The sequence below is a fragment of the Actinosynnema sp. ALI-1.44 genome, from assembly GCF_001984155.1.
In the GTDB taxonomy this organism is placed as follows: domain Bacteria; phylum Actinomycetota; class Actinomycetes; order Mycobacteriales; family Pseudonocardiaceae; genus Kibdelosporangium.
In genome coordinates, this window is the sequence record NZ_MTQO01000037.1 from 57,788 (window position 1) to 83,294 (window position 25,507).

The following is a 25,507-nucleotide window of genomic DNA, read 5'->3' on the forward strand; positions in this document are numbered from 1 at the left end:
ACGGTGTAATGGGTTAGGAGTGTCGAGTGGTCGTCTACGCCGGTCAGGGCGAGAACAAGCGGACCATGGCCTTGTTGTGGCGTGCGCACGGGGCGGTGCAGGACGCCGACAAAGTGAGCCCGGGGCCGAAGCAGGGCCTGAGTGTCGACGAGATCGTCGACGCGGCCGTCGAACTCGCCGACGCGGAGGGCATGAACGCGGTGTCGATGCGCACCGTGGGCAAGGTGCTCGGCCGTAGCGGCATGGCGCTCTACACCTATGTGCCCAGCAAGGGTGAACTCGTCGACCTCATGTACGACCGTGCGCTCGGCGAGCTGCCGACGCGGTACGACGTGTCCCAAGGATGGCGGTCGGCCGTCGTGGCCTGGGCGGACGACTACTGGGCGTTCTTCCTGCGCCACCCCTGGGTCCTACAGGTCTCGTCGGCGCGGCCGGTGCTGGGGCCCAACGAGTTCGCCTCGATGGACACGGTGGTCCGGCTGTTCGACGGCGTCGAGTTGCCCGCGTTGCTGCTGCGCCGGATCGTCGGCACGCTGGCCAACTTCGTGCGCGGTTGCGTGCAGACGATCGCGGAGTCCCGGCAGGCACCCGGCGCCACCGGGATCTCCGACGAGGAGTGGTGGTACGCCCGGTCCGCGGCGCTGGCAGCGGTCGTCCCCGACTTCGCCCAGCGCTACTCCGCGCTGATCCGGCTGGAGACCGAAGGCGCGACGCCACCGGACGACGACTGCACGCCCTACATGGAACGGGAGAGCACCGAGCAGTTCAAAGCCGGGCTCGAGGTGCTGCTCGACGGGATCGACGCCTCGATCACGAAGGCAGCAGCGAGCGCCGCGGGTTCTGCCGGTGCCACCTGAGTGATGCGGCGATGCCCTCGCGCAGGTCCGACGCGGTGCCGCCGAACTGGGACGTGAACCTGGTCGAGTCCACTATGAACGGCTGCTCGAACTGGTAGAGGACCTGGTTGCCGTGCCGGGCCACTGTGGACACCAGGCCGAGCGCTTTCGCCGCGGTCGTCGGCATCGCGCGTACGGCCGCGCGCCCGGCGAGCTCGGCGAACCGCCGTGCGGTGGTGGGTTCGCTGGACGGTACGTGCCAGACCTCGCCCCACGCGTCCGGCTCGCCCGCCAGCGTGATCATGGTGGTGGCGAAGTCGTCGATGTAGGTCGGCGTGATGGGCAGGTCCGGGTCGCCGAACCAGATCGGCCGCTTGCCCGCGAACATCGTCGACCCGAACAGCGACTCCACCTTGGGCCCGTACAGCTCCCCGGCGCGGGCGATCGCGACACGCACGTCGCCGCGGTGGTGGGCCGCGAGCGTCATCTCCGCCAGCCAGGCGCGGATCAACCCGAGGTGTGCCACGGGCCGGTACGGCATGTCCTCGGTCATCGGCCGGTCGACCCTGCCGTACATCCACGTGTCGTCGGCGAACACCAGCACGGCACCAGCCGTGCCCGCGGCGCTGATCAACGCCTGCTGGACCCGCGGGTACAGCTCGAGCCACTCCGGCAGCGGCGGCCGGACGCAGTGGTAGACGGCCGTCGCTCCCGCGCAGATCTCCGTCATCTGATCGGCGTCGCTCGCGTTGGCCCTGATGAATTCGACACCGTTGAGCTCCACGTCCGGTAGGCCCACGCGCCCGCTCCGGTTGACCGCGCGGACCTTCTCGCCGCGCCGCAGCAGCTCCCTGACCAGGACCGAGCCCGTGGCGCCGGTCGCGCCCACTACAACGTGCATGATCCCCACCTCCGTTTCGCTACACTACCGTAGCGGAATCTGGAGAGGAGCGCGGATGGCGAGACCACCGGACAAGGACCTCGACGACGCGATCAGCCGCGCGACACTGCGGCTGCTCGGTCAGGTCGGCTTCGGCCGCCTGAGCATCGCGGCCGTCGCCACCAGTGCGAACACCGCAAGGACGTCGGTGTACCGGCGATGGCCGGACAAGGAGGCCCTCGTGCTCGCCGCCGTCCGGCACGAGTTCGCCACACCGCACGCCACGATCGACACGGGCACCCTCCGCGACGACCTGCTGGCCCAGGCCCGTGCGCTCGCCGAACGTCTCGGGCAGCACGCCGGGGTGCTGTCCGGGCTGCTGACCGCGATCAGGGACAACGGCGAGCTGGGCCGTCTGGTCCGGGCAGGCATCGTCGAACGGGACCGGGAGATCATGACCGGCGCGATCGACCGGGCGATCGCCCGGGGCGAGTTGCGCGGACCCGTCGACGAGATCGTGACCAGCGTGCCGATGTCGCTGCTGTTCGCCAGGATCGTGCTGCTGGACGAACCGCTGGACGAGCCGTACCTGATCCGCATGGTGGACACGGTCGTCATGCCGTTGTTCCCGCTGTGTCGTGAGTAGCTGTCGTGAGTGGAACCGGGGTCAGAACCCCGGCAACCACTCACGACCGCCATTCATGACCGCCATTGCTCGGCCAGCGCCCGCGCGTCCCGGTCGAGCAACGTGGACACGGGCCTGTCGGCGATGGTCAGCCGGACATCGATCCGGAACGCCGTCATCGCCACCGACGCCGCCCGTTTCTGGCCCGACACAGCCAGTTTCTCCGCCTGGTCGACCAACGGGACGAGGTCGTCCGCCCGGCTGGGCGCGAACCGCCGGACCAACGTCCGCAGATCCGCCGCGGACGTCCCGACGCTGAAAGCGATCCGGTACAACGACGTGCGCCCGGCCTTGTCCACCGCGGTGATCTCGGCGGAGTGCCCGCCCAACGCCAGCGCGTGCAGCGAAAGCTTCCCTTGCGGGAGAGGGGCTCCGTCGAGAGTCACCGAGCTGGACGCCAGCCCGGAACCCGCGTCGGTGGCGTTCCACGCGATGTCGAGCTGGCCGGAGGACCCGTACACGCCACTCGGATCGATCCCGGTCAGCGACAGCACGGGCGGTGCCGTGTCCACCTTGAACTCGGTGACGCGCTCGGCCTCCACGTTGCCCGAGATGTCCGTCGACCGGTACCGGACGACGTGTGTCCCGTCGGACACCGTGAACGGCGCGGTGTAAGCCGTCCACGCCCCACCGTCCACACTGTACTCAGTCGACGCCACGGCGGAGTCGTCGGTCGCGGCGAGCGTGACCGTGGGCGTGGTGACGTACCAGCCGTCCTTGCCGTCGGGCGTGCCAGCGGACAGCGCTGTCGCCGGGGCCTGCCGGTCGACGACTCCGTTGCCCACGAACGTCATCGAGTCCAGGTCGAACGGGCTCGGCCGGTCGCCGCGGAACACCATGAACAGCTCGGTCGTCCCGGTGGGCTTGGTCAGGTTCACCGGCGGGAGGAGCACGTAGTTGTCCCAGCCGCCCGTGGTGGGCACCGGCACGGTCGTCATCAGCTGACCCGTGGCCGAACCGGCCCGCAGTTCCACCGAGCCGCCGCCGGTCGGCGACGAGACCCGCAGCCTGACCAGGTCGATCCCGGTGAAGTTGACCGGCTTGAAGGAGATCCAGTCACCGTCGGAGATGTCGCCGATCCGCCGCCCCGACTCCGCGCCGGACTGCGACACGATCCGGATACCGGACGAGCCGTTGAAGTACTCGGCCTGCTTGTGCTTGGGCTGCAACACATGTGCCACGCGTGACGTCAACGGCGGCACGCCATGGCTGCCGTTGTCGGTGTACGAGGCGTCCAGCGAGTAGAAGATGTTCGCGTCCGCGTGCCCGGAGTCGAGCACAGTCGGGAACGACCCCTGGCACGCCTTGATCGGATCCGTCGGGTGGGCGTGCGAGTCGTGCCCGAGCGCCGGGCTGACCGTGACACGCGAGCAGTCGATCCGGCCGTCCTCCGGGTCGGTCACCTTGATGTCGAACGGAACCCGGTCGCCGAAGTCGAAGAACCCGCCGTTGACCGGCCGTGTGATCGCCACGGACGGAGCCGTGTTCCCGACCGACACGGTCACGTTGGTCGACCCGGATTTCCCAGTCGCGTCCGTGACCACCAAGTGCACGTTGTACGCGCCACGCGTGGTGAACGTGTGCGTCGGGTTGGCCTCGGTCGACGTGGCGCCGTCACCGAACGTCCACGCGTACTTGATCGGCGTGCCTTCCGGATCCGACGACCCCGCGCTGGAGAACTTCACCTGCAACGGCACACCACCGGACGACGGGGTCGCCGACGCCTGCACGACCGGGCGGCGGTTGCCCTGGTTGTAGTCGATCCGGTAGAGCCCGGAATCGGGGTTGTCACGGCCGTAGCCCTCGCCCCACTCAAGCAGGTACATCGCGCCGTCCGGGCCGAACCGCATGTCCATCGGCGCGAACAGCCGCTGGCTGGTCAGCCACGGGTCGATCTTGAGCAGCTTGCCCTGCGCGTCCATGCCGAAGTTGAAGATCCGGTTGCGGGCCCACTCGTAGAAGAACGGCTTCCCGTCGTAGTACTGCGGGAACTTGCGCTCCGACTGCAGGTTCGGGTCGAACCGGTACACCGGCCCGGCCATCGGCGCGCCGCCACCCGTGGCCAGCTCGGGGAACTCCGGTGAGGCACCATAGCCGTACCAGACGTCCGCCGCGCGCGCCGCGGGCAGATCAATCAGGCCGGTGTTGTTGGGCGAGTCGTTGCGCAACGCGGCGCAGTCGAACTTCGCGCCGGAGGTGTTCGTGGCGAAGTTGAAGTCGTTGTACGGGATGTTGTTGGCCACGCAGTACGGCCAGCCGTAGAAGCCGGGGGAGCGGATGACGTTCCACTCCACCTTGCCGTCCGGGCCCCGGGTGGGGTTGCTCGCCTGCGCGTCGGGCCCGTAGTCCGCCATGTAGATCGCGCCGTCGGTGTCCACGGAGAACCGGAACGGGTTGCGGAACCCCATCGCGTAGATCTCCGGCCGCGTCTTCGCGGTGCCGGGGGCGAACATGTTGCCGGCCGGGACGGTGTACCCACCGGCGGCTTCGGGGTGGATCCGGAGGATCTTGCCGCGCAGGTCGTTGGTGTTGGCCGCGGTCTTCTGCGCGTCGAACAGGTCACGGCCCGCGCGCTCGTCGATCGGTGCGTAACCGCTGGACTGGAACGGGTTCGTGTCGTCACCGACGCCGACGTAGAGGTTGCCGCCCGGCCCGAACGTCAGATACCCGCCGGTGTGCCCCGGCTCCTCTTGTCGTGACGCGGGCACCTCGATGATCTTCACCTCGGACGCGGGGTCGATGTGGTTTCCGTGCGCGGTGAACCGCGAGACCCGGTTGATCTCGGCGCTGCCCGGCGGTGAGTAGTTGATGTAGAGCCAGTGGTTGGTGGCGAACGCGGGATCGACCGTGATACCGATGATCCCGTCCTCGCCGCCGGAGTACACCGGCAGCTCCAGCGCGACCGGCGTGGTCCCGGTCGTCGGGTCGTACACCTTGATCTGCCCGAGGATTTCGGTGTAGTACACCCGGCCGTCCGGTGCGACCGTCAACGCGGTCGGCGCCTTGGTGTTGGTGTCCAGCGGCACCTTCTCGAACGCGCTGTCCACAGTGGCCGAACAGTCCGACGGGACCGCCTTCGCCGCGGTCTTCACCCCGCCGAGCAGGTGCTGGGCGAACAACGGCTCGCTGTACGCGCCCTGCGGGTGGCCCATCGCGGTGGACCAGACCTTGGCGAGCCCGACGTCACGGCACCACGAGATCGGGTGGTCGGCGCCCATCTTGTCCGGCCCGGGGTTGTAGGTGGTCTCGTCCGCGGTCACCAGGACGTGTGCTTTGCCGCGGATGTTCTTGTCGAAGTTGTACCACTCCTCGGCGCGCTGCCAGCGGTCCGGCAGATGGGCGGTCGAGGCGTGCTGGTGGTCGGCGACCTTCGCGGTGCCCTGCAGGACACCGGGGGAGTGGGTCGGCATGTGCGCACCGGCGTTCACCAGGTCGTCCCACCACGGGAACGTGTCCTCGATGCCCATGTCGGTGGCGTTGTGGACCGCCGCGATGCCACCTCCGTTGGCCACGTACTTCTGCACGGCCTGGCGCTGCGCGTCGGTGTCCCACACCATGCCCGAGGTCTGGAACATGATCACGACCTGGAACCCGGCCAGGTTCGCGTCGTTGAAGACCGTGGCGTCCTCGGTGTGCACGAGCTCGAAGTTGTTGTCGGCGGCGAGTTTCTTGAACAACTCGACACCGGCGGGGATCGAGTCGTGCCGGTAGCCGACGGTCTTGGTGAACAGCAGGGCACGAAAGGCCGGTGCCAGTTGTGCCTGCGCCAAGGCTGGCAGCAGGCCGAGGACCAGCAGCACCGCGGTGAGCACCGCGGTCATACGTCTGCGCATGTGGCTTCCTTACAGGGATTTGAGGAACGCGAGGCCGTCGGCGGCCAAGTCGTCCTGGCTGACGGCAAGCGGGCGCCAGATCGACGCGGCCTTGGCGATGCTCGCGTTGTGCGCGGTGAACGATTCGATGCACAACGGACCGTCGTATCCGGCGTCGTCGAGCGCGGCGATCATGGCGGGCCAGTCCAGGTGGTCGCGTCCCGGTGTGCCGCGGTCGTTCGCGCACACCTGGACGTGGGCGATCCGGCCCGTCGCGGACCTGATCGCCGCCGGGATGTCGGCCTCTTCGATGTTCTGGTGGTAGAAGTCCAGCGCGACACCGCAGGCGGGCAAGCCGTCCAACGCGGCGAGCGTCTGGCCGACGGTGTTGAGCATGCTCGTCTCGTACCGGTTGAGCGGTTCGACCGCGACGGTCACGCCCGCTTGGCGCGCGTACTCCAGCACGGGCGTGAGGTTCTCCCGCAGTTCGGCGATGTCGTTCGCGCGCTCGCCCTCGGTCGCCCGCCACGTCCGGCCGACCGACGTGTACGCCGGGCCCGCGATCACCGCGGCCCCGACCTGGGTGGCGACGTCCACACAGGACCGCAGGTAGTCCTGTGTGGACGTCACCGTACCGGCGTCGGCTCTGACGAGCTCACGCCCCGGCGACATGACGAGCACGACGGACGCGACCAGGCCGAGATCGGCCAGCAGTGCCCTCGCCGCGTCCGGTGCCCAGTCGCCGGGGTTCTCCACCGGCATCTCGATCGTGTCGAAGCCCCACCCGGCGATCCTCGGCGCGAGCTCCCGAAGTGCCCCGTCGTCGAGTGGTGACGTCCACACCCACGTGTTCACCCCGATCCTCCGCATCGGGTCACTTCCACTTGCCGGGGTAGCCCGGCATCTGCTGGCAGCCGCACAACGCGTAGTGCAACGGCGGCATGCCCTGGCCGCGGTACGAGTCCAGCGTGGTGTCCGTGATCACCGGCTGCGGCAGGATCCACTCCTTGGGCACCTGCTCGCCCTTGAGCACCTTCACCGCAGCGATCACCGGTGTGCGCCACTGGTAGGTCGGGTACGTCGGGGCCTGAGCGGTCAGCTTCTCGCCGCGCCACTTGTCCAGGAACTGCTGCTGGTCCTCGCCGGAGATCGCGGGCAGCGGCTTGCCCGCGTCCTCGAAGGCCTCCAGCACCGGGACCGCCGCTGTGCCGTCGTCCATCCAGATCCCGTTGATGTCGCCGCGCTGCAGGTAGTCCGAGACGATGCTCTTGGCCTTGGCGCCGTCGTTGCCGGTGAACTCCACCCCGGCGACGGTGACGCCCTTGGCTGCCAGGATCCGCTGGCCCGCAGCCCACCGGTGTTCGAGCACGTCGACACCGGGCAGCACCCGCAGTGCCAGAACTTTGCCGCCCTGGCCCACTTTCCCGGCCAGGAACTCGGCCGCGGTCGCGCCGAACGCGTAGCCGCCGATCGGGTGGATGAACGTGACCGGGCACTTGGTGTTCACGCCGCGGTCGAAGACGATCACCGGGATTCCCTTGGCGCACGCGGCCTCCACAGCCGGAGTCAGCGTCGCCGTCGTGTTCGGTGAGACGATCAACGCGCTGCAGCCGCCCGAGGTCAGCTGCTGGATGTCGCTGATCTGCTTGTCGTCCTTGGCTTCCGCGTCCAGTACGGTGAACTTGCCGATCTCCGGGTGCAGGGTGGCCTCGACCTGCATGGTCTTCCAGCCGACCTGCCGCCACGGGTTGTCGACCGACGCGTTGGCGAAGCAGATCTCGTACGGTCCCGGCTTGGCGAACCTGGCGGTGTCGGCCATCTCCGGGTTCAGCGCCTGTTCCCACGGCTTGTCCGCGGGCCCGACGGGTTTCGCGTCCCGCAGCGCCAGTTGCCGGTCGTACTCGGCCTGGTCGAAGAACTCCGACGTGGCGGGCGCGCCGGACGAGCCGGGCGGTGCGGCATCCGGCAGGTCCGTGGAGCACCCGGCCAGGACGAGAAGAGCGAAGCCGGCGGCGAGCAAGCGTTTCAAGCTCTCTTCCTCCTCCAGTCGATCGCGGCGTATGCCACCGCCGCGATGATGATCACGCCCTGCACGGTGGATTCCAGCCCACCGGACACACCGAGCAGGTTGAGCAAGGAGAACAACGACTCCAAGGTCAGCGCCCCGGCCATGGCCGCGACCACGGATCCACGGCCGCCGCCGAGCACCACGCCGCCGAGCACGACCGCGGTGATGACCCGGAACTCCAGGCCGTCCCCGACCTGCGCGGACACCCCGGCGAACCCGCCGAGCAGGATCGCCGCGACCGCGGCGGACAACCCGGACAGCACGAACGCGAGCGTGCGCAGGCGTTCGACCCGTCCGCCGCCGAGCCACACCGCGGTCTCGTTGTCGCCGACCGCGACCAGCGTGCGCCCGGTCGGGCCGCGCATGAACACCACGGCCATGGTGACGAGCACCGCCAACACGACCACGGACCACGGCACCTGGCCGATCACCGGCACGCCGTCGATGCCTTGCCTGCCGATGGTCCGGAACGAGTCGGACAACGCGCCGCGCGGTGCGCCGCCGGTCCAGAGGAACACCGCGCCGTCGAGCACCAGCAGCATGCCCAGCGTCACGATGAACGACGGGACCAGCAGCCGGGTGGTGATCACCCCGTTGACCAGGCCGACCACCGCCCCGATGAGCAGCAGCACCAGGATCACCCAGCCGGTCGCGGAGTCGTCGCCGTCGATCAGCCGGGCCGCGATCACCACCTCGGCCGTGACCAACGACCCGACCGACAGGTCGAACCCACCGCTGACGATCACGAAGTACTGCCCGATCGCCAGGATCATCAACGGCGCCGCACGCTTGAGCAACGCCAGATACCCGGCGGGTTGCTGGTACGCCGTACCCACGAAGGCAAGCGCCACAAGCAAAACAGCGAGCACCACGAGCACGGGAACGGTCCCTGGTGCGAACCTGGTTCGGCGGGCCTGAGTACGGGTCACCGGGCCCTCCTCGCGAGCTGGCTGCGCGCGTACAGGGCGACCGCGACGATCAGGACCGCGCCACGGACGACGTCCTTGAGGAACGGCGTCACGCCGAGGTCGTCGAAGACGGTGTCGAGTGTGGCGAGGATCAGGACTCCGCCGATGGTCCCCGCCACACCGCCTCGACCGCCGGACAGCAGCGTGCCGCCGAGCACCACCGCCGCGATCGACTCGAGGTCGTAGCCGCCGTCCGCGCCGACGAGGGGCGCGCCCGAGCCGAGCCTGCTCACCAGGAACAACGCCGCCAACCCGGCCATCACCGAGCACAGCACGTGCGTCATGACGATCGTGCGCCCGGTCCGGATTCCCGACAGGCGCGCCACTTCGGCGTCCCCGCCGACGGCGTAGACGTGGTAGCCGCCCTTGGTCCTGGTGAGGTACCACCACACGGCGACGGCGATCACGAGCATGACCACTGTGGACAGCGGGACCGGGCCGATCCGGTCGTACCCCAGGTGCTGGAAGCCGCGCGGGACCGAACCGGCAGGCCCGGTGTACGTGTTCTCCAGGTAGCCCCGGATGATCAACGCGACGCCGAGGGTGGCGATGAACGCGTTGACCTTCAGCGCGGTGATCACCAGACCGTTGACCAGGCCGACCAGGGCGGCGAACCCGACGGTGAGCAGCACGGCTGGCACGACCATGCCGGGGTCACCGGCCATGGTCTCGGCCGCGATCAGCGAGCACAGCCCGATCAGGTACGCAGGCGAGAGGTCGAGAGAACCGGTCAGGATCACCATCGTCTGGCCGATCGCGACCAGCCCCAGCACGGTGCTGCGGGTCAGGATGTTGAGGATGCCGCCGTGGTCGAGCAGAACCCCGCCACGCATGGCGACCAGGACACTGCCGACCACCAGCAGGACGACGAGAGCCAGGTAGACCATCAGCGTCGGCGTCACCCGGCCCCTGCTGGTGGCGTTGTGCCGCACCGGTTGTGCTGCCTGGGTCGCCGTCATGCGCCGCTCCCGGTGGCCAGCGCCATCACGGCTTCCTCGGACGAGCCCGCGGGCAGTTCCCCGGCCAGGTGCCCGTCGCGCATGACCAGGATCCGGTCGCTCATCCCGATCAGCTCGGGCAGTTCGCTGGAGATCATCAGGATCGCCACACCGGAGCAGGCCAGTTCGCGTAGCAGCTCGTAGACGCCCCGCTTGGCGCCGACGTCGATCCCGCGCGTCGGTTCGTCGGCGACCAGGACCTTCGGCGCGACCGCGAGCCACTTGGCCAGCACGACTTTCTGCTGGTTGCCGCCGGACAGGAAACGCACCTCCTGGCCGGTGCGCCCGGCCGCCAGACCGACCGAACCCAGCAGCCGGTCGACGTCGATGCGGCTACGACCGAACACGGCGTTGCGCACCAGCATCGTGTTGTCGCGGACGGTCTGCCGCAGTGCGAGCCCCTCGCCCTTGCGGTCCTCGGTCACGTGCGCGATGCCGTGCCGGATCGCCGCGCGCGGCGAACGGATGCGCACCGGGCGGTCGTCCACCTCGACCTCGCCCCTGGTCAACGGGTCGACGCCGGTCAGCGCGCGGGCCACGGCGGAGCGGCCCGCGCCCTGCAGCCCCGCGAGCCCGACTATCTCCCCGGCGGCCAGGTCGATCGTGATGTCACGCAGGCGTTCGTTCCCGCCGCCGCGGACGGACACCCGGACCGGGCCCCGCGTCTTGGCCCGGTCCGGGAACATCGCGTCCAACGGCCTGCCGACCATGGCCCGGACCAGTTGGTCCGGCGTCATCTCGGTCGTGGCGGCCGATGTGACGAGCGCGCCGTCCTTGAGCACGGTGATGCGCTGGCTGAGGTCGAAGACCTCGCGCATCCGGTGCGAGACGTACAACACCGCGATTCCGTCCGCACGCAGCCGGCCAACCAGGTCGTAGAGCAGTTCGACCTCGTGTTCGGCCAGCGCGGCGGTCGGTTCGTCCATGGCGATCACGCGCGCGTCCATGGACAGCGCCTTGACGATCTCCACGACCTGCTGCTGTGCCACCGGCAACCGGCGGACCGGGGTCCGCGGCGTGATCCCGCGCTCGCCGAGCCGGTCGAGCAGGTCCGCGGTGGCTGCTTGCATCCGCGCCCGGTCGACGTGCCCCCGGCGGACCGGTTCCCGGCCGAGGTAGACGTTCTCGGCCACGCTCCGGTCCGGCAGCAGCGTCATTTCCTGGTGCACGATCGCGATTCCCGCGCGCTGGGCGTGCACCGGCGACGCGAACGACACCAGTTGTCCATTGAGGACGATCGTGCCGGTGTCGGGGCGGTGCGCGCCCGCGAGGATCTTCATCAGGGTCGACTTGCCCGCGCCGTTCTCGCCGACGAGCGCGTGCACCTCACCCGCGTGCAGTTCGAGGTCGATGTCCTTGAGCGCGTCGACGCCAAGGAACCGCTTGTTGATCCCGTTCATCCGGACGATCGGCGCCATTGCCCACCTCGGTTCCCGACGGTCTTACCCCAACCGAGTGACTACGTGATCGCTCACAGTCATGATCGGGAACCTAACCGAGCACTTACGCATGCGTCAAACGAAAGTTCTGTCAAGTTCGACAAAACTGACCAAGGTCCCTCGAATGCACTAGTGGTCACGACAGGCTGCCGGTCGTGACGACCGGCCCCGTTAAGGTGTTTCGAAATGTCCTGCGGCGGGGGTCTGGGGAGGTGCCGTGGAGTTTCGGCTACTGGGGCCGGTGCGGGCGATCAGCGACGGCAAGCAGATCGACCTCGGCGTGCGCAAACAGAGATTCGTGCTGGCGATGATGTTGCTGGACGCCAACAAACTGGTGCCCGCCGAGCGGCTGGTCGAGCTGACGTGGCCCGACGAGGCCCCGCGCAGCGCACGAGGGGTCATCCACACGCATATCAGCAGGCTGCGGTCGGTGCTCAACGCGGCGGACGCCGAACGGCACGGTGTCGCGTTGATCAGCAACGGCCCGGGATACGTGCTCAGGTGCGACCCGAAGAGCATCGACATCAACAGGTTCATGGACCTGTGCACGACCGCACGCGGCTGCCAGGACGACGAGGACCGCATCCGAATCCTGGACGAGGCGCTGGCCCTGTGGGACGGCCCGGCGCTGGCGTCGGTCGCCGCCGAGGAGGTTCGGACCAGGCTGACCCGGCACCTCGACGAGGCCAGGCTGCTGGCCATGGAGGAGCGCATCGACGCCCACCTGCGGCTCGGACGGCACGCCGAGGTGATCCACGAGCTCACCGAACTCGAAGCCGAGCACCCGTACCGCCAGCAGATCGTGGCACAGTTGATGCTCGCGCTGCACCGCAGCGACCGCGGCCCGGACGCGCTCAGCGCGTACCAGAAGCTCTACCACCGGCTGGACGCCGAACTCGGCGTGGAACCCGCGCCCGCGTTGCGTGACCTGCAGACCAGGATCCTGCGTGACGACCCGGCGTTGAACCTCAGCCCACGCGAGAAACTCAAAGCAGGTCCACGCCAACTGCCGCCCGACGTCGACCACTACATCGGCAGACGACAGCACGTCGAACAGATCTGCCAACTGCTCACCCCGCACGACGGCGGCGTGCTGCCCGTTGTCGCGATCACCGGCAAACCCGGACTGGGCAAGACCGCCCTCGCGGTCCGCGCCGGGCGGCGGGTGGCGGGCGAGTTCCCCGACGGCCAGCTGTTCATCGACCTGCAGGGAAACGGGCCGCGCCCGCGTGGCCCGAGCGAAGTCCTCGCCAGGTTCCTGCGCGACCTCGGCGTGGACGGCGCCGACGTGCCAGCCACACTGGAGGAACGGGTCGGCTTGTTCCGCGACCGCACGGCAGGGCGGCGAATCCTTGTCGTTCTGGACAACGCGGCGACCGAGCAGCAGGTCAGGTCGCTGATCCCCGGCAACTCCGAATGCGCCGTGCTGATCACGAGCAGGCGCAGGCTGACAGGTCTGGACATGCGCAGACTCGTCGACCTCGACGTGCTCAACCAGGTCGACGCGCTGGCGTTACTGGCCGATCTGGTCGGCGACGGCAGGCTGGTAGCCGCCGACCCGAGCGTGCGCAGGATCGTCGAACTGTGCGGCGGGCTGCCGTTGGCGTTGCGGATCGTGGGTACCAAACTGCGCTCCCGGTCACACCTGACGGCCGCGGCCCTCGCCGCGCGCCTGGAGGACGAGCGGACCAGGCTCGACGAGTTGGTCGGCGGCGACAGGGAGATCCGCGCCAGCTTCCTGCTCAGCTACGACAGCCTCGACGCCGACCACCAGCGCGCGTTCCGGCTGCTGGCGCTGATGCCCGACAACGGCCTGCCACCGTGGGCGGCCGCGGCCGTGCTCGACGTGGACTTCCGCACCTCGGAACGGCTCGTCGAAGACCTCGTCGACGTCAACCTGCTCGAAGCCACCCCCGGCCGGTACCGTTACCACGACCTGCTCCGCCTGTACGCACAGGAAAAGCTTGCGACCGACGACGAACGCGACGCCGCGCGGACCAGGATGGTCAACGCCTACCTGAGCCTGGGCAAGCGCGCCGACGCGCTGCTGGAGTTCGGCGGGCTCTACCAGTTCGACGCGCCACCGTTCACAGTGGACGCCCCCGGCGTGCTCGACGAGCTCGACCGGGCACCGGCGGCCTGGCTCGACCAGGAACACCCGGCGATCCTGGAAGCCATCGAGCACGCCGCCGCCAACGACCACCACGACCTGACCTACCACCTGGCGGCGACCGTCGCGGCGTTCCTCGAACTGCGGGCGCAATGGGCGGACCTCAAACGCGTCGCGGAACTGAGCCTCGCCGCGGCCCGCAAGTCCGGCAGCCCGTACTGGAAGGCCTACGCGCTGTTCGCCGTCGGTCTCGCGGCAAGGGAGACAAGGGACTTCCGCAACGCCGAGGAGTACTTCCGGGCCGGACTGGAAATCCTCCCGCAGGCCAACGACCCGCTGCTCGAAGTGGTCACCCTGCTCTCGGTCGGTGTGGCCCAACGGCTGCAGGGGCGGTGGAACGACGCGGCACGGTACTTCGACGGATGCCTGTCGGTGCTGGACGCCCTGGACACACCCCGCTGGCGGGCCTACACACTCCGCGAGTCCGGGGTGCTCGACCGCTACCGCGGTGAATGGGACCGTGCCGAGGAACGGCTGCGCGCGGCGGTGGACACCTTCGAACGCCTCGGTGACCGGCGCTGGATCGGTGCGACACTGCGTGAGCTCGGCATCGTGCGGCGCGGAGTCGGCGACCTCGAAGGCTCCCTCGAAGTGCTGATCAGAAGCCGGGACGCGCTGCGCGGCGCGGGCGACCTGCGCCGGGAAGGCGCGGCGCTGCGCTGCCTCGCCGAAACCCACCGTGCCCTCGGCGCGCTGGCGGAGGCCCAAGCATGCGCCGAACGCGGACTCGACGTCCTCGAACTGACGCTGGACTCCCACGGCCTGGCGTGCACCCAGGTGGTCCTCGCCGAGATCCTGATGGACGTCGACGACCTCGAAACAGCCGGAAAGTACCTGGACAAGGGCTACGCCGCACTGAGCGTCAGCGGCGACCCCCGGTGGCACGGCAAGGCGTTGATCACCCGGGGCCGCTACCTGGTGGCGTCCGGCGACGCGAACGGAGCCCAGGCAGCCTGGGACACCGCCCGGCAGATGCTGTCCGAGCTGGGCGCGGTCGAAGCCGAACACGTCGGTGAGCTCCTGGGACGTTAACGCCCGCCACGCGTTGACGGTGGACCCTGAGGTGGCAGCCAGCCCTGCTGCGTGGTCTGTGGCTGCGCTTGCTGGGGCTGTTCTGGGTGCGGCCAGCCTTGTTGCGTGGTCTGTGGTTGTCCTTGCTGGGCCTGTCCCTGCTGGGGCCACGGGGCTGCGGTGGCTGCCGGGGCCTGAGGAGCACCTGTCCTGCGGTTGCGCAGGCCGATCCGCAGGTTCTGGAACCCGATCACCGTGATCAGCACGCCGAAGCCGATGCCGATGAAGGTCCCGATCTTCTCCGATGTGCGGGTCTCGTCGATGCTGTCCTCGGAGACGACTGTGCCGCTGCGGTTTTCCCGGACGCAGATGTCGCCGTCGGTCATCGTCTTGCCGCCACAGCTGACCTTGTCGTCGAGCAGGGCGAAGGTCGCTGCCACGACGAACAGGACACCGAGCGCCAGCGCGACGCACGACCATACGATTCGCTTCACCCGGCCGATGCTGTCAGCGGACCCTTTCGGTTTTCTTCCAGTCACGTTCAAGGGGGATCCGCTCCAGGATGCCACCCGCGAACACGTCGTACAGACCAGTTGGTTCCAGGTGGACATAGCCGATGTGGCAGTCACACGTGGACATCGGGCACGGCCGGGGCTTGAGGGCGGCACGGAACGAACCGTCGTACAGGTTGCCGATGGTCCGCGGGACGAAATGGCATCGCCGGACCGTCCCGTCGCCGAGCACTGAGACGACAGTGTCCCCCGTGCGGCACGGCAGGCCCCTGCTGACGTGGGGGTGCCTGCTGTAGTGGAACAGCGGGTCGACGGACTGCCACTCGGCGGCCTGCTCGTCGGTGTACTCGTGGCCTTCGGCGGCGTTGACCCACAGGTAGACGCTGTCCGGCAGCGCCGCCCGCAACTCGCGGGCCTCGGCGAGGTGCTCCGGGACGCCGACGATCCCCACGCTGAACCGGGCGCCCAGCCGCGTCAACTCCGCGCATTGGCCGAGGAAACGGTCCCGCGTGACCTGGGTGGGGTGGTAGGTCACCCAGAACGCCACTGTGTCCAGGTCGCAGTCGGCGACCCAGGTCAGCCTGCAGCTGAGGTTGGTCTGGATCGCCACCCGCCGGACGTGCGGCATCCGGCTGAGGCTGACCATCGCGTCGCGGTACCAGGACCGCACCAGGCCCTCGCCCCACGGCGTGAACAACACCGACAGTTCGTCCGAGGTGTTCTCCCCGGCCCAGCCGGTGAACCGTTGTAACGCGGCGCGATCCGCGCGCAGCTGTTGGGTGCTGTCCCGCCTCTTCGCGAACGGGCAGTACGCGCAGTCATAGTCACAGGAAGCCAACGGGCCGCGGTAAAGCATGGTCAAGTGCACGGTCACCTCCGGTCGTACGCGGCCATGGCCGCACGGACAGCCGGGGAGAACAGCGACGGGCCGATCGCGTCCGACCAGGCGAGACCTTCAGGCGTCAGCCGTAGGCGGCCCTCGGTATCGGCGAGCCAGCCGCGATCAGCCAGCACGGCCAGCTCAGGGAAGTCCGCCGTGACGTCCGCGCCGAAACGTTTGCGGTACAGCGCTTTCTCCAGACCGTCGGCCTGGAGGACGGACTGCAGCAGATGCCGTCGTCGTTGTTCGGCGTCGTCGAGCCGGACACCCACCTCGGCCATGGCGAAGTCCGCGATCGGCCGTGACACGTAGTCGTCGATGATCCCGCGCACAGCGCGAGGGCCGACCGCGTAGTCGAACGAGTAGTGCATTCCCCTTGTGTACGAACGCGCCCCGCAGCCCAGCCCGACCATGCCGTCCGACTGGCACGAGTAGTCGTCCCCGCCCAGCGACGGCGCGTCCGCCCGCCGGAACATGCGCATGGACTGCTGTTCGTAGCCCGCGGCCAGCAGATGGTCCCGGCCCAGCCGGTACAGCCGCATCCGCTGCTCGTCCCACTCCTGCGGGGTTTCCCGTCCGGCGAGGCCCGTCAACGGACGAACGTACAACGGGTACAGGTAAAGCTCCTCCGGCCGCCACGCGAGCGCGGCGTCGATGGACGCCAGCCAACTGCCGTCGGTCTGACCTGTGATGCCGTAGATCAGGTCGATGTTGAGCACGGGGACACCGGCGGCCCTGATCGCGTCCAGCGCCGTCTCCACCACGACCCGCTTCTGCGGGCGCACCGCTGCTTTGGCCTCGTTGTCGTCGAAACTCTGTACGCCGCAACTGATTCGCGTGGCGCCGCGTTCGGCCAGCACCGCGAGCCGGTCCGGTGTCGCGGTGTCCGGTGACGTCTCGACCGAGAACGGGATCCCGGGCAGGTCGACGATGTCCAGCAGGCGTTCCAGCTCGCCCGCGGTCAGGTACGTCGGCGTGCCGCCGCCGATCGCCGCCTGGACGAACGTGGCCCGGCCGTCCAGCTCCGCGCGGACAGCGGACGCCTGCCGCTCCAACGCGTCGAGGTACCGGGTGACCAGTTCGGCGGGCGCCCCTGTCCGCGTGAACAGGTTGCAGAAGCCGCAGCGGATCTCGCAGAACGGGATGTGCACATAGTGGAACAGTGCGTCCCGTGGCTCGCCCGCCCAGATGTCCCGCAGCCGGGGGCGCGGGTCCAACGGGCGGTACGCGGTTTTGTGCGGGTACGCGTACACGTAGTCCTGGTAGGGGGTCATGTGGAGTCCTCCACCACGAACTGCGCGTACGGCACCGTCCAGACGACCTCATGTCCCAGCCGGTGCCCGGTGTAGCCGTCTTCGCCGTAGGCGGTGCCGTGGTCGGAGCAGACGATCACGAAACTCGGCCTGCGCAGCGCGTCGAACAGCCGGGCCAGTTCGGCGTCGACGTACTCCAGCGCCGCGGCGTGACTGGCCAGGGTGTCGCCGTCCGCGGCGGACGCACCGGACAGGTGGAACCAGTTGGGCTGGTGCAGGGCGGACACGTTGAGGAACAGGAACAACCGCTGGTCCCGCGGCTGCCCGGCGATGATCTCCCGCGCCTTGTCCACTTGGGATCGTGTGGAGTGCGGCGCTGTCACGCCGAACTCCGGTGACCAATGGCTCTCCGCGAACATGCCGGGCAGGACGGACCCCAGCGCGCCCTGGTTGGTGAAGAACCCGACACCCCCGAGGCACACCGTGTGGTACCCCGCGTTGGCCAAACCGCCGACCATGTCCGGCGCGTCGTACACCCAGGTGCCGTCCGCTGTGCTCTCGCTGCCCGAGAACCGGGCGGCGAACAGCCGGGAATGCGGCCCCTGGCTCGCCGGTGTCGGCAGGAACCCCGCGAACATCGCAGCGTGCGAGGCGAACGTGAAGCTGCCCGGCGCGTGCCGCCGCTCCCACCGGCCACCCGGGATCAGCCCGGCCAGCACCGGCGTCCTGCCCTGCTCGGCAAGGGACTGCGCCACGTCGTAGCGCAACGTGTCGAGCGTGATCATGACCAGGTCGTGGCTGCCCACGACGGCGTTCATGTCGACCTTGCTCACAGGCGATCCGATGTCCTCGGCACGGCCAAGTCCACCCAGTCCGCGCAGGCGGCGATCTGGGCCTCGTACGTGCTCATCCCCGCCGCCGGACCGTCGGGCAGGCCGGTGAGCCGCGGCAGCAGGTCGCCGAAGGCGTTCACCTCGCCGACCACGTGCCGCCGCCATCCCAGTCCCGGCAACAGATCCACCCCCACCATCAGCGTGCGGCCGAACTGCGCCGCCGCTTTCTCGCACGTGTCCAGCCATTCCCGCCACCGGGCCGCGCCGATGACCGCGCGCAGTTCCGCCACGTCGACCCGCGCACCGCCCAGGTGCAGGTTCGTGATCGGATGGCTGCTGGCGCGCGCGACCGCGTGCGTCGCCTTGCCCGCGATCACCACCACACGCAGGTCGACGCTGCGCCCGCCGAGCGATGCCTTGGGAAACCAGCGTTCCACGTGCACCGGGTCGGCACACAGCCGATCGATCAACGCCGCCGCCTGCTCGTCGCGATAGGTCTGCACACGCAGGCTGTTCATCAGGCCGTCCGGCGTCACCGCGACCGACGTCGTCGCCGCCACCCGCGAGCCCACCGCGGTCAGTGCGACCACACCGGACGCGGACGAACCGTGCGCGGGTTTGACGAACACCTTGCTCCAGCGCCGTTCCCGCATCTGCTCGCGTAACGACTCGTAGCCGTCGACATCGCCGATGGTCGGCGGCACCGGACAGCCCGCCCTCGTCAGCACCTCGTGGCAGCGCCGCTTGTCGAACATGACGGCTATGTCTTCGAGGTCGTTGAGCAGCCGCGCGCCCGGCGTTCCCGCCACGGTTTCGCCCAGTCGCCGCAGGCCCCCGGTGAACCCCTCGTACCAGGCGCCACTGCCGTCCGCACGGTACGGATGGGCCAACGACCCGCGTAACAGCCGGTCCACGTGCTCGTCCTCGCCGGGCGAGTCGACCCGGACGAGCGAATCGGTCGGGACCGCGCACGTCCCGGCCAGGATCTCCCGCCAGGCCACCACTTTCGCGGGCGGCAACCCGGCGGAGCGGACCGCGTCGGCGAACATCGCCACCCGCCGGTTGCCGGGATTGCCGACGACGACGAACTTCATTCCGAGATCGCCGTGTAGTAGTAGGGTTCCGAGTCGCCGTCGTAGCGGTCGGGCTGCTGGACATCGTCCACATTGACCTCCACCCCGGCGCCACCGAGCGCCGAGACCAGCTCGGCGGACATCTCCTCGGACAGGAAGTGGTGGTGCAGATCGAGACTCTTCAAGTGGGTCAGGGAGAGCAGGTGCCGCGCGCCTTTGTCGGTGAGGATGCCCATCGACAGGTCGAGCGTCTCCACCTGCCGCACGATGGCGGACTCGGCGACCAGTTCGCAGATCTCGTCCTGCCTGTCGCTGTTCTGCAGACCGAGCACACGCAGACTGGCGAACTTCCCGCCGTCCAGCAACGGCCGCAGGTCCTCGCGCTGCCAGTCGCCGCCGTACTCGTCCACACCGAGCCACAGCCGCAGATCCCGCAACGCCGGCAGCTCCGACCGGGACACCCCGCTCACCACGCCACGCGGCAGGCCGCCGGTCTCGATGCGCAGGATTTCCAAAGCGCTGTGCCGCACCGGTTCCAGCTCAAGACCGTCGCCGCCGCGGACACCGAGCTCGGTCAGCTTCGGCAGCGCGGTGAGCAGCGGCGTGATGTCGCTCTGCTGGATCCACGAGATCTCGTTCTCCTCCATCACCATGTCGCCGAGGAAGATCCCGGTCAGCGCGGGCAGCCGGTCCTTCGCGGCCAGGATGTGGTCGATCACCTGGTTCGACCGGTCGTCGTCACCGGGCTCACCCCACTGGCCGACGACGAGGGCCGTCACCGCCGACGTGTCCACTGTGGTGAGAAAGCGGTCCCAGAGTTCGGCGAACGTCTCATCGCCGTCCCACGGCTCGATCGCCAGGCGCCACGCCACCGGGCCGGTCGGCGGCTGCTCGGCGGGGAACGCCACCACCGGCAAGCCGTGGAACGTGGTGAGGTGTTCGTGGATGGTCATCGCTGGCCCCTCGGTGATCGACTGTTGCTGGGAGCATCATGCACCCGGCCACCGACACTTTTCGCGCGTGCCCGCTGACCAGCCGATATCCGTGTCGTGCAGCAGAGCGGAGATGATCTCGGCGCCGCGCACGACCCGGGGACCCGGCCGGTTGAAGTAGGCGGGCCCGTCCAGGACCCACACGGCACCGTCCCGCACGGCGGGGATGTCGGCCCACCCCGGTCGGCCGGTCAGCGCGTGCATCTCGGCCCTGGTCCGCTCCGGCGGGAAACCGCACGGCAGCACAAGCAGCACGTCAGGCTGGGCGTCCACCACCACCTGCCACTCGACCGGACTGGTGTGCTCACCGGGGGAGGCGAGCAGCGGAACGCCACCGGCGTGGGTGATCTGCTCGGGAACCCAATGACCGGCGGGCCACACCGGGTCCAGCCACTCGATCGCGGCCACCCGCGGTCTCGGCCGCCCGGCGACCCGCGCACGCAGGTGCTCCAGCCGTGCACGCAGGGACTGGACCTGCTCGGCGGCGACGTAGGCGACACCCAGGATCTCACCGACCTGAGCGACGCACGCCAGGATCTCGTCGACAGTCCGTGGTTCGAGGCTGACCACCCGCGGGCCGACGTCCAGTACCCGCACGGCGTCCGACACCTGGCGGTACGACAGTGCGCACACGTCGCACAAGTCCTGCGTCAGCACGAGATCCGGCGACAGTTCGGCCAGCAGACCGGTGTCCAGCCCGTACAGCGACGAACCGTGGTGAGCACCGCCGACAGCCGCGAAATTCTCCTTGCTGGTCAACGAATTGTCCACGCCGCTCGCGGTCACGACCGGCACGGCGGCGACCTCGCGCGGCCAGTCGCACTCGTGCGTCCGGCCGACCAGATCCGGTGTCCGGCCGAGGACGTGCACGATGTCGGTGGCGGCGGGCAGCAGCGAGACGATCCTCATCCGGCCGCCCGCAACGTGATGACGGTGATCTCGCTCGGCGCGAAGATCCGGAACGGCGGACCCCAGAACCCGGTGCCGCGCGTGGTGTACAGCATGGTCCGCGAACCGTGCCGGGACAGGCCGTGCACCGCGCCTTGGTCGAGCCGGACCAGGTAGTGGAACGGCCAGATCTGGCCGCCGTGGGTGTGGCCGGATATCTGCAGGTCCACCCGGTCGACGGCCTGCCTGATCTGCTTGGGCTGGTGCGCGAGCAGAACGACCGGCAGGTCCGGGTCCGCGCCGTCCAGCGCGGCGACGAGGTCGGCGCCGTGACCGTCCACGCCGGAGGCCTTCGCGGTCGCGTCGTCCACACCCGCCAGCACGAGCCGGGCCGAGCCGCGTTCGACGACGATGTGCCGGTTGTGCAGGGGTTCCCAGCCGAGATCGGCCATGTGGTCCAGCCAGGCCTGCGCTTCGCTGAAGTACTCGTGGTTGCCGGTGATGTAGGCCTTCGCCAGCCGGGCGCGAACGGTGCCCAGCGGAGCGGCTTGGTCCTTGCGGCGGGCAGGCGAGCCGTCGGCGACGTCACCGACGTGGCAGACGATGTCCGGGTCGAGCGCGTTCACCGCGTCCGCGACCGCTGCGGACCAGCGCGCCCGGTCAAGCGGGCCGTAGTGCGTGTCCGAGATGACGACGATCTTCGTGTCGGCCAGATCGCCACCCAGGCCGCGGATCGGGACATCGGTGTGCCTGATCCGCGGGAGCCGCGTCGCCTCGTGGAAACCCCACGCCAGCAGGCCCACCGCGGCGACGGCGACGAATCCGGCGACGATCCGGGACCGCAGCGGGTCCGCCACACCGAGCAGGACGACGCCGAGCAGTTGGCCGAGCACGGACCAGCACAGCAGGACCCAGATCGCGCCGAGGGTCGTGTCCCCGATCCGTGCCGCCCAGTCCCGGCCGTGCCTGCTGTGGCCCAGGTACATCATCACCGGGAACGACACGAGTGCGGCGACGAACAACACGGTCCCCACCGCGGTCACGGCGCCGGGCCAGTCCGGCCCCGGTCCGAACAAGGTCAGCCACGGCACCCCGAACATGACCGACAACAGGGCGACCAGGACCAGTATCCGGACGATTCTTCGCACGATGACAACGATATCCGCGTGGGGAGTCAGCGGGTGACCGTCGCCGTCGGCGGCTCTCACCTGCGGTGACCGCGACACCGATTCTTAACGCGTTCGAGTCCGGGAAGGTATGGACACTCGACTATCGCATTCGGACAGTCACCCCGGTGACGGCGCCGTATCCGGTTGGTCTACTGTTCGCTCGCTACAACCGCCCAGGGGGGTCCTGGCGCCGACAAGAGGGGAACTGTCCGTATGACCAATGATCCGAACGCCCAGCCTGGCCAGCCCGCGCCGATGATGCCACCTCCCGGGCAGGGCGCGCCGTTGCCGCCGCCGTCCGGCCAGCCAGGCGCGCAGTTCCCGCCGCCCGGACAGCCCGGTGCCCCGTTGCCGCCTCCGGAGCCGAAAAAGAAGGGCTTCCCCAAGTGGGCGATCAGCCTCATCGTGCTGATCGTGATCGGTGGTGGCATCTACGCCTTCAGCTACTTCTCCAACGACGCGGCGCAGGCCAAGGCCGGTGAGTGCGCCAAGGTGTCGGGCACCAAGTCGAAGCCGGACTACAAGACGGTCGGCTGCGACTCGGCCGAGGTCACGCACGTCGTCGGCAAGGCGCTTGGCAAGACGTCGGACTCGTGTGGTGCGACCGAGAAGTACGACGAGTTCACGCTGACCGGCCGCGGCCCGGACACGAAGCTCTGCCTGATGCCCAAGTGGGGCGAGGGTGACTGCCGCAAGGCCGACGAGGCGACCGTCGACTACCCGAAGGTCGACTGCGCGTCGGCGAAGGGTGACAGCAACGTCGTGAAGATCGTGAAGGTCATCTCCGGCCCTTCGGCTGAGGAGTCGCAGTGCCCGAAGGAGACCGGCCCGGTGTTGTTCCCCGAGCCGAAGACCGTTTACTGCGTCGGCCCAGCCGAGTAAGCGAGCCAGCAAGAACCACTGCCAGCTGACGCCCTCCGGTGAAGCCACCGGAGGGCGTCAGCGTTGTTTGAGGTACAACACGGCGGGGCCGCTGAACGGCGGCGTGAACTGCGTACCGGGGTCCGCCCGCAGATCCGACACGGCCGTGGTCCGGTTCGTCTTCGGGTCGAACCACTGCCCCTCGTACGCGCCCGGCGTGACGCTGATGGTGAACTGCTTTCCCGGGGTGAACACCAGGAACTCCCGTGAACCGGCGAGGCAGTACCCGGTCGAGCACAATTCCGGCTGCGGCTTGGCCGTCCTGAGGTCCATCGAGGCCGCCCATGCCCGGACGTTGCCGAGGTTGGCCCTGATCGAGACCTGGGTGCTGTCGTCCATCTGGCCACCGATGCCGTACGCGCCGTCGTACGGGTCCATGTAGATCGGGTTCTCGCCGCGGATGAACGACCGCCACGGCCACGTGCTGTCGCCGCACAGGCCGCACAGGTGGTCGGTGTCCGACAGCACGACCTTGGTCCCGTCGTTGACCGGCGGGTTGTCGATGTCGCCGTTCGGGGAGATCCAGTCGGCGGGGGACGAGCGCAGGTCGGTGTTGTCGCCGCCGGGGTACGCCGACGTCATTCCGATCGGGTGAACCTTGCCGCGGCTGCGTTCGTACGCCCGGACGACCTCGATCATGTGGTACTGCCACTGAACCGAGGCACCGGGGGATTCGTTGGAGATCTCGTACAGGACGTTGTCCAGGTCGCCGACCGTGTCGACGACCTTGCGCGCGTAGGCCTCCTGGCGCGCGGTGACCGCGGGGACGGCCAGCGTGTGCGTTTCCTCGCCGCTGTTGTTGCCGTTCAGGTCGCCGTCGATCCCGTTGACGTTGTTGTCCTTGTTGAACGGGTGACCGCGCCACGGGTTGTTCTCGCAGAACTGCCCCTTGCAGGATTCGATGCTCCAGCCGTTGAACAGCATCACCGAGACGTAGATCCCGCGCTTGCCTGCCTGCCCGACCCGGTCCCGCATCCGCGCGAAGTAGTCGGGGTCGAACGCGTCGAGGTCGAACTTCGGTTGCCTGTCCGCGCTGCCGGTCCGCACATACGGCATGGGCGCGGTGAAGTAGTCGTCACTGCGGATCTCGTTGGAGTACCGCGCCTGTTCCCAGGTCCACAGCCGGAAGAAGTTGTGGTTGTTGCGTTGCAGGAAGTCCAGGTAGCCCGGGTAGTCGAAGGCGGGTGGCGGGTTCGACGGGCCCGTGTCCTGGAGGTTCTGCCAGGTGTGTGCGCCGGTCAGCAGCACCGGGCGGCCGTCGGGTGTCGCGAAGTACCTCGGGTTGTCCACGCTGCGCCGCAGCGGGCCGATGGCGCTCGCCGGTGTCGATGGCACGGCGGGCGACTCGCCCACGAGCATCACTCCGATCAGGACAAGGCAGAGCAGGAGCGGGACAAACCGGACCATGGCGTGAACAGTAGCCACACGCGTGTCAACTCACGGTGATCGACGCGTCCAGCGCGGGTCACGGCCGATGAACCCCAGAAGCCGGTCCTGCAGCGAGGCGCTCGCGTCCACCGGCACCTCGGGGCCGAAGACCTCGATGCCGGGGCCGAACGCCCCCGGCGTGCGGAACTGGGCCATCGTCTCGGCCGGGACGGCGGTGTTCGCCGCCCACAGCCGCTCGACCTCGGCCTGGTCCATCGTCGCGTCGCGGCCGAGTGCCATGGCCAGGTCCCAGCCGTGCAGGATCAGGTCGTCGGTGAGGACCTGGTCGACGTGCTGGGCCGCCGTCATCGTCCCGGTGGGTGTGCGGCACTCGGTCGCCGCGGCTTCGGGATCGTCGAGCAGGGCCGTCACGTCCGCACGCGCCGCGCGGAAGGCGCCGAGCGCGTCGGCGGGCGGTGGCGTCAGTGTCCGGTCGAGTGGCGTGAGCATGGCGCCGTGCATCATGATGACGTGATCGACCACGTCACGTGCCGTCCACTTCGCACACGGTGACGGATCGTTCCACTGGTCCGGCCGTGCGGCCGCCACGGTGCGTTCGAAGGAATCGGCGTGCCTGCGATAGCGGTCGGCGATGGCGTTCACGGGCATGACCGTAACCAAAACGTGTGTCGGTAGATAGACAGTGTGACTCCCGCGCCCGAAGGGTAATCATGGGCATGCCGGGGAGGAG

General features: G+C 69.0%; 21 protein-coding genes. 4 read left to right on the top strand and 17 right to left on the bottom strand.

All coding sequences use genetic code 11. The annotated features are described in order from the left end of the window. Positions 1–26 precede the first annotated feature (26 nt). Positions 27–857, top strand: a complete 831-nt coding sequence (locus ALI144C_RS10780; protein ID WP_076986914.1) for a TetR/AcrR family transcriptional regulator — start codon at positions 27–29, stop codon at positions 855–857. On the opposite strand, the gene ALI144C_RS10785 is transcribed toward ALI144C_RS10780, so the two are convergent. Continuing rightward, positions 811–1,737: an NAD-dependent epimerase/dehydratase family protein gene (locus ALI144C_RS10785; protein ID WP_202818919.1), complete on the bottom strand. Its 927-nt coding sequence runs from the start codon at positions 1,735–1,737 to the stop codon at positions 811–813. The two genes, ALI144C_RS10780 and ALI144C_RS10785, sit on opposite strands and share 47 nt — an antisense overlap. A gap of 55 nt (positions 1,738–1,792) precedes the next feature. Here ALI144C_RS10785 and ALI144C_RS10790 point away from each other — a divergent pair, with 55 nt between their 5' ends. Further along, positions 1,793–2,362: a TetR/AcrR family transcriptional regulator gene (locus ALI144C_RS10790; protein ID WP_076986916.1), complete on the top strand. Its 570-nt coding sequence runs from the start codon at positions 1,793–1,795 to the stop codon at positions 2,360–2,362. 53 nt (positions 2,363–2,415) lie between these two features. On the opposite strand, the gene ALI144C_RS10795 is transcribed toward ALI144C_RS10790, so the two are convergent. The 6 genes from ALI144C_RS10795 to ALI144C_RS10820 are packed head-to-tail and all read right to left on the bottom strand — an operon-like array spanning position 2,416 to position 11,665. Then, on the bottom strand, positions 2,416–6,234 hold the full coding sequence (locus ALI144C_RS10795) for a ThuA domain-containing protein (protein ID WP_143230567.1): 3,819 nt from the start codon (positions 6,232–6,234) through the stop codon (positions 2,416–2,418). Positions 6,235–6,243: 9 nt separating this feature from the next. Next, on the bottom strand, positions 6,244–7,083 hold the full coding sequence (locus tag ALI144C_RS10800) for a sugar phosphate isomerase/epimerase family protein (RefSeq protein WP_076986918.1): 840 nt from the start codon (positions 7,081–7,083) through the stop codon (positions 6,244–6,246). Between the two features lie 4 nt (positions 7,084–7,087). Continuing rightward, entirely contained in the window at positions 7,088–8,242 is a 1,155-nt protein-coding gene (locus tag ALI144C_RS10805; protein WP_076986919.1) for a substrate-binding domain-containing protein, read from the bottom strand. Continuing rightward, positions 8,239–9,210: an ABC transporter permease gene (locus ALI144C_RS10810; RefSeq protein ID WP_076986920.1), complete on the bottom strand. Its 972-nt coding sequence runs from the start codon at positions 9,208–9,210 to the stop codon at positions 8,239–8,241. The genes ALI144C_RS10805 and ALI144C_RS10810 overlap by 4 nt, the downstream gene beginning before the upstream one ends. Further along, positions 9,207–10,208: an ABC transporter permease gene (locus ALI144C_RS10815; RefSeq protein WP_076986921.1), complete on the bottom strand. Its 1,002-nt coding sequence runs from the start codon at positions 10,206–10,208 to the stop codon at positions 9,207–9,209. The genes ALI144C_RS10810 and ALI144C_RS10815 overlap by 4 nt, the downstream gene beginning before the upstream one ends. Further along, entirely contained in the window at positions 10,205–11,665 is a 1,461-nt protein-coding gene (locus tag ALI144C_RS10820; RefSeq protein WP_076986922.1) for a sugar ABC transporter ATP-binding protein, read from the bottom strand. Before ALI144C_RS10820 ends, ALI144C_RS10815 begins: the two co-directional genes overlap by 4 nt. A 238-nt stretch (positions 11,666–11,903) precedes the next feature. On the opposite strand from ALI144C_RS10820, the gene ALI144C_RS10825 reads away from it, so the two are divergent. Further along, entirely contained in the window at positions 11,904–14,888 is a 2,985-nt protein-coding gene (locus tag ALI144C_RS10825) for an AfsR/SARP family transcriptional regulator (RefSeq protein WP_143230568.1), read from the top strand. Here ALI144C_RS10825 and ALI144C_RS10830 read toward each other — a convergent pair. Genes ALI144C_RS10830 through ALI144C_RS10865 form a run of 8 tightly spaced genes read right to left on the bottom strand, consistent with a single transcriptional unit; the run spans position 14,885 to position 22,446 of the window. After that, positions 14,885–15,361: a hypothetical protein gene (locus ALI144C_RS10830; RefSeq protein WP_076986924.1), complete on the bottom strand. Its 477-nt coding sequence runs from the start codon at positions 15,359–15,361 to the stop codon at positions 14,885–14,887. The genes ALI144C_RS10825 and ALI144C_RS10830 overlap by 4 nt on opposite strands. A gap of 13 nt (positions 15,362–15,374) precedes the next feature. Further along, positions 15,375–16,235 carry an STM4011 family radical SAM protein gene (locus ALI144C_RS10835; RefSeq protein WP_237774101.1) on the bottom strand — a complete coding sequence of 287 codons (861 nt, stop codon included), beginning with the start codon at positions 16,233–16,235 and terminating at the stop codon, positions 15,375–15,377. A 14-nt stretch (positions 16,236–16,249) separates the two neighbouring features. After that, positions 16,250–17,533 carry an STM4012 family radical SAM protein gene (locus tag ALI144C_RS10840; RefSeq protein WP_076986925.1) on the bottom strand — a complete coding sequence of 428 codons (1,284 nt, stop codon included), beginning with the start codon at positions 17,531–17,533 and terminating at the stop codon, positions 16,250–16,252. Next, positions 17,530–18,345: an STM4013/SEN3800 family hydrolase gene (locus tag ALI144C_RS10845; protein ID WP_076986926.1), complete on the bottom strand. Its 816-nt coding sequence runs from the start codon at positions 18,343–18,345 to the stop codon at positions 17,530–17,532. The genes ALI144C_RS10840 and ALI144C_RS10845 overlap by 4 nt, the downstream gene beginning before the upstream one ends. After that, complete coding sequence (locus ALI144C_RS10850) at positions 18,342–19,439, bottom strand: STM4014 family protein (protein ID WP_076986927.1); 1,098 nt, start codon at positions 19,437–19,439, stop codon at positions 18,342–18,344. The genes ALI144C_RS10845 and ALI144C_RS10850 overlap by 4 nt, the downstream gene beginning before the upstream one ends. Continuing rightward, complete coding sequence (locus tag ALI144C_RS10855; protein ID WP_076986928.1) at positions 19,436–20,371, bottom strand: STM4015 family protein; 936 nt, start codon at positions 20,369–20,371, stop codon at positions 19,436–19,438. The genes ALI144C_RS10850 and ALI144C_RS10855 overlap by 4 nt, the downstream gene beginning before the upstream one ends. Positions 20,372–20,407: 36 nt before the next feature. Continuing rightward, positions 20,408–21,319 carry a cobalamin-binding protein gene (locus ALI144C_RS10860; RefSeq protein WP_076986929.1) on the bottom strand — a complete coding sequence of 304 codons (912 nt, stop codon included), beginning with the start codon at positions 21,317–21,319 and terminating at the stop codon, positions 20,408–20,410. Continuing rightward, the gene (locus tag ALI144C_RS10865) at positions 21,316–22,446 is read right to left on the bottom strand and encodes a metallophosphoesterase (RefSeq protein WP_330359579.1); all 1,131 of its coding nucleotides are present in this window, start codon (positions 22,444–22,446) and stop codon (positions 21,316–21,318) included. The genes ALI144C_RS10860 and ALI144C_RS10865 overlap by 4 nt, the downstream gene beginning before the upstream one ends. A 234-nt stretch (positions 22,447–22,680) precedes the next feature. On the opposite strand from ALI144C_RS10865, the gene ALI144C_RS10870 reads away from it, so the two are divergent. Next, positions 22,681–23,349 (top strand): LppU/SCO3897 family protein, encoded by a 669-nt coding sequence (locus tag ALI144C_RS10870; RefSeq protein ID WP_076986930.1) that lies wholly within the window; start codon positions 22,681–22,683, stop codon positions 23,347–23,349. Positions 23,350–23,406: 57 nt separating this feature from the next. Here the strand turns inward: ALI144C_RS10870 and ALI144C_RS10875 are convergent, their stop codons facing one another. Both ALI144C_RS10875 and ALI144C_RS10880 read right to left on the bottom strand, forming a co-directional pair. Beyond that, entirely contained in the window at positions 23,407–24,795 is a 1,389-nt protein-coding gene (locus tag ALI144C_RS10875; RefSeq protein WP_076986931.1) for a hypothetical protein, read from the bottom strand. Positions 24,796–24,825: 30 nt separating this feature from the next. Next, positions 24,826–25,419 carry a TIGR03086 family metal-binding protein gene (locus tag ALI144C_RS10880; RefSeq protein ID WP_076987069.1) on the bottom strand — a complete coding sequence of 198 codons (594 nt, stop codon included), beginning with the start codon at positions 25,417–25,419 and terminating at the stop codon, positions 24,826–24,828. Positions 25,420–25,507: the final 88 nt, after the last annotated feature.